Source organism: Streptomyces sp. DvalAA-14, from assembly GCF_900091855.1.
GTDB lineage: Bacteria > Actinomycetota > Actinomycetes > Streptomycetales > Streptomycetaceae > Actinacidiphila.
This window is the reverse complement of the sequence record NZ_FMCH01000270.1, coordinates 1-4,847: the sequence shown is the minus strand read 5'-3', so window position 1 is coordinate 4,847 and position 4,847 is coordinate 1. Positions and strand designations below refer to the sequence as shown.

5 protein-coding genes and 2 tRNA genes are annotated in these 4,847 nt (G+C 70.7%); 4 read left to right on the top strand and 3 right to left on the bottom strand.

The annotated features are described in order from the left end of the window. Nucleotides 1-3 precede the first annotated feature (3 nt). The 3 genes from GA0115240_RS13860 to GA0115240_RS13850 all read right to left on the bottom strand — a co-directional run bounded on the left by GA0115240_RS13860 (nt 4) and on the right by GA0115240_RS13850 (nt 751). Nucleotides 4-79, bottom strand: a tRNA-Gly gene (locus tag GA0115240_RS13860). Between the two features lie 59 nt (nt 80-138). Then, a tRNA-Gly gene (locus GA0115240_RS13855) sits at nt 139-210 on the bottom strand. 223 nt (nt 211-433) lie between these two features. After that, nucleotides 434-751, bottom strand: coding sequence for a histone-like nucleoid-structuring protein Lsr2 (locus GA0115240_RS13850; RefSeq protein WP_093736980.1), 318 nt, complete (start codon nt 749-751; stop codon nt 434-436). 396 nt (nt 752-1,147) lie between these two features. Between GA0115240_RS13850 and purS the strand changes: the two genes are divergently transcribed. From purS to GA0115240_RS13830, 4 genes are all read left to right on the top strand, one after another. Then, the gene (gene purS / locus GA0115240_RS13845; protein ID WP_093736979.1) at nt 1,148-1,393 is read left to right on the top strand and encodes a phosphoribosylformylglycinamidine synthase subunit PurS; all 246 of its coding nucleotides are present in this window, start codon (nt 1,148-1,150) and stop codon (nt 1,391-1,393) included. Continuing rightward, complete coding sequence (gene purQ, locus GA0115240_RS13840; protein WP_093736978.1) at nt 1,390-2,094, top strand: phosphoribosylformylglycinamidine synthase subunit PurQ; 705 nt, start codon at nt 1,390-1,392, stop codon at nt 2,092-2,094. The genes purS and purQ overlap by 4 nt, the downstream gene beginning before the upstream one ends. Beyond that, the gene (purL, locus tag GA0115240_RS13835; RefSeq protein ID WP_093736977.1) at nt 2,091-4,340 is read left to right on the top strand and encodes a phosphoribosylformylglycinamidine synthase subunit PurL; all 2,250 of its coding nucleotides are present in this window, start codon (nt 2,091-2,093) and stop codon (nt 4,338-4,340) included. The genes purQ and purL overlap by 4 nt, the downstream gene beginning before the upstream one ends. A gap of 114 nt (nt 4,341-4,454) precedes the next feature. Further along, the coding region (locus GA0115240_RS13830) for a DUF3592 domain-containing protein (protein WP_141708832.1) at nt 4,455-4,847 on the top strand (393 nt) is incomplete at its 3' end.

Here is a 4,847-nt window from a genome sequence, read left to right as displayed (position 1 = left end):
TGCTGGAGCGGACGACGAGATTCGAACTCGCGACCCTCACCTTGGCAAGGTGATGCTCTACCAGCTGAGCCACGTCCGCAGGGCTCGATCACTCTACCCCCGGTCCACCAGCAAGGCTGGACCGGGGAGAGCGACCTGAGCGGGCGACAGGAATTGCACACTGCGCCTCCCCCCTGGAAGGGGGGCGCTCTACTACTGAGCTACGCCCGCATGACCTCCGCTGACCTGGCCTTTCGGCCCTGCCCTCGGCGTGGTCCCCACACTAGCGGAAGGAAGGGGGGAGCTGTCCAATCCGCCGTGGGCCGCCGGGTCGTGGCGCCTTTCCACCCCCGTGGTGGCCTGCGGACCGGCTCCTGGACGTGCCCCGCGCGGTGCCCCCGGCCGGCGCCCCGGCCGGGGGGAGCTCCTCCGCGGCTCGGGCCGCCCGCAGAGCTCAGCCCGCCTTGTTGAAGGCCTCGTAGACCTTCTTCGGGATGCGCCCGCGGGCCGGCACCTCGAAGCCGTTCGACTGCGCCCAGGCGCGCACCGTGGCGGGCGTCGGCGCGATGGGGGTGCGCTTGTAGGCGCGGCCGGAAAGCGTGCGCCGGCGGCCGGCCTCCACGTAGGGGGCGAGTTCTTTGCGCAACCTGTCCGCGTTCTTGGACGAGAGGTCGATCTCGTACCACTGCCCGTCGACGCCGAATGCGATGGTTTCCGCGGCTTCGCCGCCGTCCAGGTCATCGGCGAGTGTGACCAGTACGCGTTGCGCCATAGGGATCGGTCCTTTCTTGCGCCATCGGCCCGTGGGTGCGACGGCGGGGCGGGCGCGGCGCCGCCGCGGGCCGTACCGCACGGCCGCGGGCGAGCCGACCAGTCGGTCTCGACACGTTTCATTTTGTGCGATGTCGCACGGGTGCTGTCACGAAATGGGGCTACGGGGATACCCGATGTCGCAGTTAATTCCCATCGCCGGACCGCCGCAAGCCTTCTCGCACCCGGGACCCTATGTTTTCGGCCCAGGTTTTCCCACGCATTTCGTCAGCCGATACATAAACGTGATCCTCTGATCCTGGTGGGATGGATGGGGCGTCCATCGATATCTACTCGCGTAGATTCCACCACCCGGTACGCTGGGAGAACCTCACGCACCACACCATCGGGAGTGCCAGTGGCACGCGTCGTAGTCGACGTCATGCTCAAGCCGGAGATCCTCGACCCCCAGGGCCAGGCGGTCCAGCGCGCACTGCCGCGGCTGGGCTTCGCCGGGATCTCCGACGTACGACAGGGAAAGCGCTTTGAACTGGAGGTCGAGGGACCGGTCGACGAGGCCGCCCTGGCCCGCATTCGGGAGATGGCGGAAACGTTTCTCGCCAACACCGTGATCGAGGACTTCAATGTAAAGGTGGAGTCGTGACTGCACGCATTGGCGTCGTCACATTCCCGGGAACACTGGACGACCGCGACACCCAGCGCGCCGTGCGGCTGGCCGGCGCCGAAGCCGTACCGCTGTGGCACCGCGACAAGGATCTGAAGCAGGTCGACGCCGTGGTTCTGCCCGGCGGGTTCAGTTACGGCGACTATCTGCGGGCCGGCGCGATCTCCCGTTTCTCCCCGGTCATGGCGACGATCATCGGGCAGGCCGAGGCCGGAATGCCGGTTCTGGGTATTTGCAACGGTTTCCAGGTGCTGACCGAGGCGCATCTGCTGCCCGGCGCCATGCTCCGCAACAACGACCTGCACTTCGTGTGCCGCGACCAGAAACTGCGGGTCGAAACCAGCGGGACCGCCTGGACCGCCGACTTCCGGGCCGGCCAGGAGATCTCCATCCCGCTGAAGAACATCGACGGCCGCTACACCGCCGACGAGCACACCCTGGACGAGCTGGAGGCCGAGGGCCGGGTGGTCTTCCGCTACGCCGACCGGGGCGCGGCCGCCGACGGCTACGGCAACCCGAACGGCTCGTTGCGCGACATCGCCGGCATCACCAACGCGGCCGGCAACGTCGTCGGCCTGATGCCGCACCCCGAGCACGCGGTCGAGTCGCTGATCGGCACCGGCCGCAGCGACGGCCTGGGGTTCTTCACCTCGGTACTCAAGAAGCTGGTCAACGCATGACTCTCGACACGGTGAAGCACGCCGAGCAGTCCCCGGAGGCGGCGCAGCCCTGGAAGGACCTCGGCCTCAAGCAGGACGAGTACGAGCGCATCCGGGAGATCCTGGGCCGCCGCCCGACCGGCGCCGAGCTGGCGATGTACTCCGTCATGTGGTCCGAGCACTGCTCGTACAAGTCGAGCAAGGTGCACCTGAAGCAGTTCGGCGAGAAGGCCCCGCAGACCGACGCGCTGCTGGTCGGCATCGGGGAGAACGCGGGCGTGGTCGATGTCGGCCAGGGCTACGCGGTCACCTTCAAGATCGAGTCGCACAACCACCCCTCGTACATCGAGCCGTATCAGGGGGCGGCCACCGGGGTCGGCGGCATCGTCCGCGACATCCTGGCGATGGGCGCCCGGCCGGTCGCGGTGATGGACCCACTGCGCTTCGGCGCGGCCGATCACCCCGACACCAAGCGGGTGCTGCCCGGTGTGGTCGCGGGCGTCGGCGGCTACGGCAACTGCCTGGGGCTGCCCAACATCGGCGGCGAGGTGGTCTTCGACCCCTGCTACCAGGGCAACCCGCTGGTCAACGCGCTGTGTGTGGGCGTGATGAGGCACGAGGACATCCACCTGGCCAAGGCGTCCGGCGCCGGCAACAAGGTGATCCTCTACGGCGCGCGGACCGGCGGCGACGGCATCGGCGGTGTCTCGGTGCTGGCGTCGGAGACCTTCGACGCGACCGGGCCCTCGCGGCGCCCGGCGGTCCAGGTCGGCGACCCGTTCCAGGAGAAGCTGCTGATCGAGTGCACCCTGGAGCTCTTCCGGGAGAAGCTGGTGACCGGTATCCAGGACCTCGGCGGCGCGGGCCTGTCCTGTGCCACCTCCGAGCTGGCCTCGGCCGGTTCCGGCGGGATGCGGGTCGAGCTGGACAGCGTGCCGCTGCGTGACGCGACGCTCTCGCCGGAGGAGATCCTCATGAGCGAGTCGCAGGAGCGGATGTGCGCGATCGTCGAGCCCGGCAAGGTGGACCGCTTCCTGGAGATCTGCGAGAAGTGGGACGTCATCGCCACCGTCATCGGTGAGGTGACGGACGGGACCCGGCTGGAGATCTTCTGGCACGGTGAGCAGATCGTGGACGTTCCGCCGCGCTCGGTCGCCCACGAGGGCCCCACCTACGAGCGTCCGTACGCCCGCCCGGACTGGCAGGACGCGCTGCAGGCCGACGACGCGGGCAAGCTGCCGCGGCCCGCGTCGGGCGCCGAGCTGCGCGAGCAGGTGCTGGCGGTGGTGGCCTCGCCGAACCAGGCGTCCAAGGCGTGGATCACCGGACAGTACGACCGGTTCGTGCAGGGCAACACGGTGCTGGCGCAGCCCGAGGACTCCGGGATGATCCGCATCGACGAGGAGACCGACCTCGGGGTGGCGATCGCCACCGACGGCAACGGCCGGTTCGCCAAGCTCGACCCGTACGCCGGCGCGCAGCTGGCGCTGGCCGAGGCGTACCGCAATGTGGCCGCCACCGGTGCGAAGCCGCTGGCGATCTCCGACTGCCTCAACTTCGGCTCGCCGGAGGACCCGGCGGTGATGTGGCAGTTCGCGGAGGCCACCCGCGGCCTGGCCGACGGCTGCCTGGCGCTGGGCACCCCGGTGACCGGCGGCAATGTCTCGCTGTACAACCAGACCGGCGAGGCGGCGATCCACCCGACCCCGGTGGTCGCGGTGCTCGGCGTGATCGACGACGTGAACCGCCGTACCCCGATGGCCTTCACCGATGAAGGCCACCTGATCTACCTGCTCGGTGACACCCGCGAGGAGTTCGGCGGTTCGGCCTGGTCCCAGGTCGTCCACGACCACCTCGGCGGGCTGCCGCCGGCCGTGGACCTGGACCGGGAGAAGCTGCTCGGCGAGATCCTGATCTCCGCCTCCCGCGACGGCATGATCGACGCCGCCCACGACCTGTCCGACGGCGGCCTGATCCAGGCGGTCACCGAGTCCTGCCTGCGCGGCGGCCTCGGCGCGCGCCTGGTGGTGCCGGACGGGGTGGACGCCTTCACCTTCCTGCTGTCCGAGTCGGCCGGCCGCGCGGTGGTCGCGGTGCCGCGCTCGGAGGAGCTGCGCTTCACCGACATGTGCGGCGCGCGCGGCCTGCCGGTCACCCGGATCGGTGTGATCGACGGCGAAGCGGTCGAGGTGCAGGGCGAGTTCAGCATCCCGCTGACGGAGCTGCGCGACGCCCACGAGGCGACGATCCCGGCCCTGCTGGCCTGATCCGCGCCCCCTCGCGACAGCTGACGGCGCCCCCGGACGACGGTCCGGGGGCGCCGTCGTGTGTCCGGAACCGCCGGGGCGGAAGGGCTCGTCCTCGGTAACGGGGGGTGCCGGATGGGGATCGACGGGGTGCTGCTGGGGGTGGGCGGCGGTTTCGGCGCGCTGGCGCTGCTCGGGTACGGGCGGGCGTTCGCGGGGGTGAGCCGGGCGCGGCGCGCGGTGCGGGTGCCGGCCCGGGTGGTGCGGGTGGAGCGGCTGCCGGAGTCCGGTGCGCAGTCCTCGCACGGCATTCCGGTGGTCGTCGGCTTCACGGACCCGGACACCGGGCGGGAGTACGCGCTTCCGGCGGCGGGCGGCCGGCGCGGCACGCTGGACGCCGCCTGGGAGGGGCGGCAGGTCGAGGTGCGCTTCCCGCCGGGGAAGCCGGACCGCTTCCGGCTGCGGGAGCTGTCCGCCGGGCCGCGGCGGGGTCTGGCGGCGCCCACGGCCGCCCTGGTCCCCGCGTAC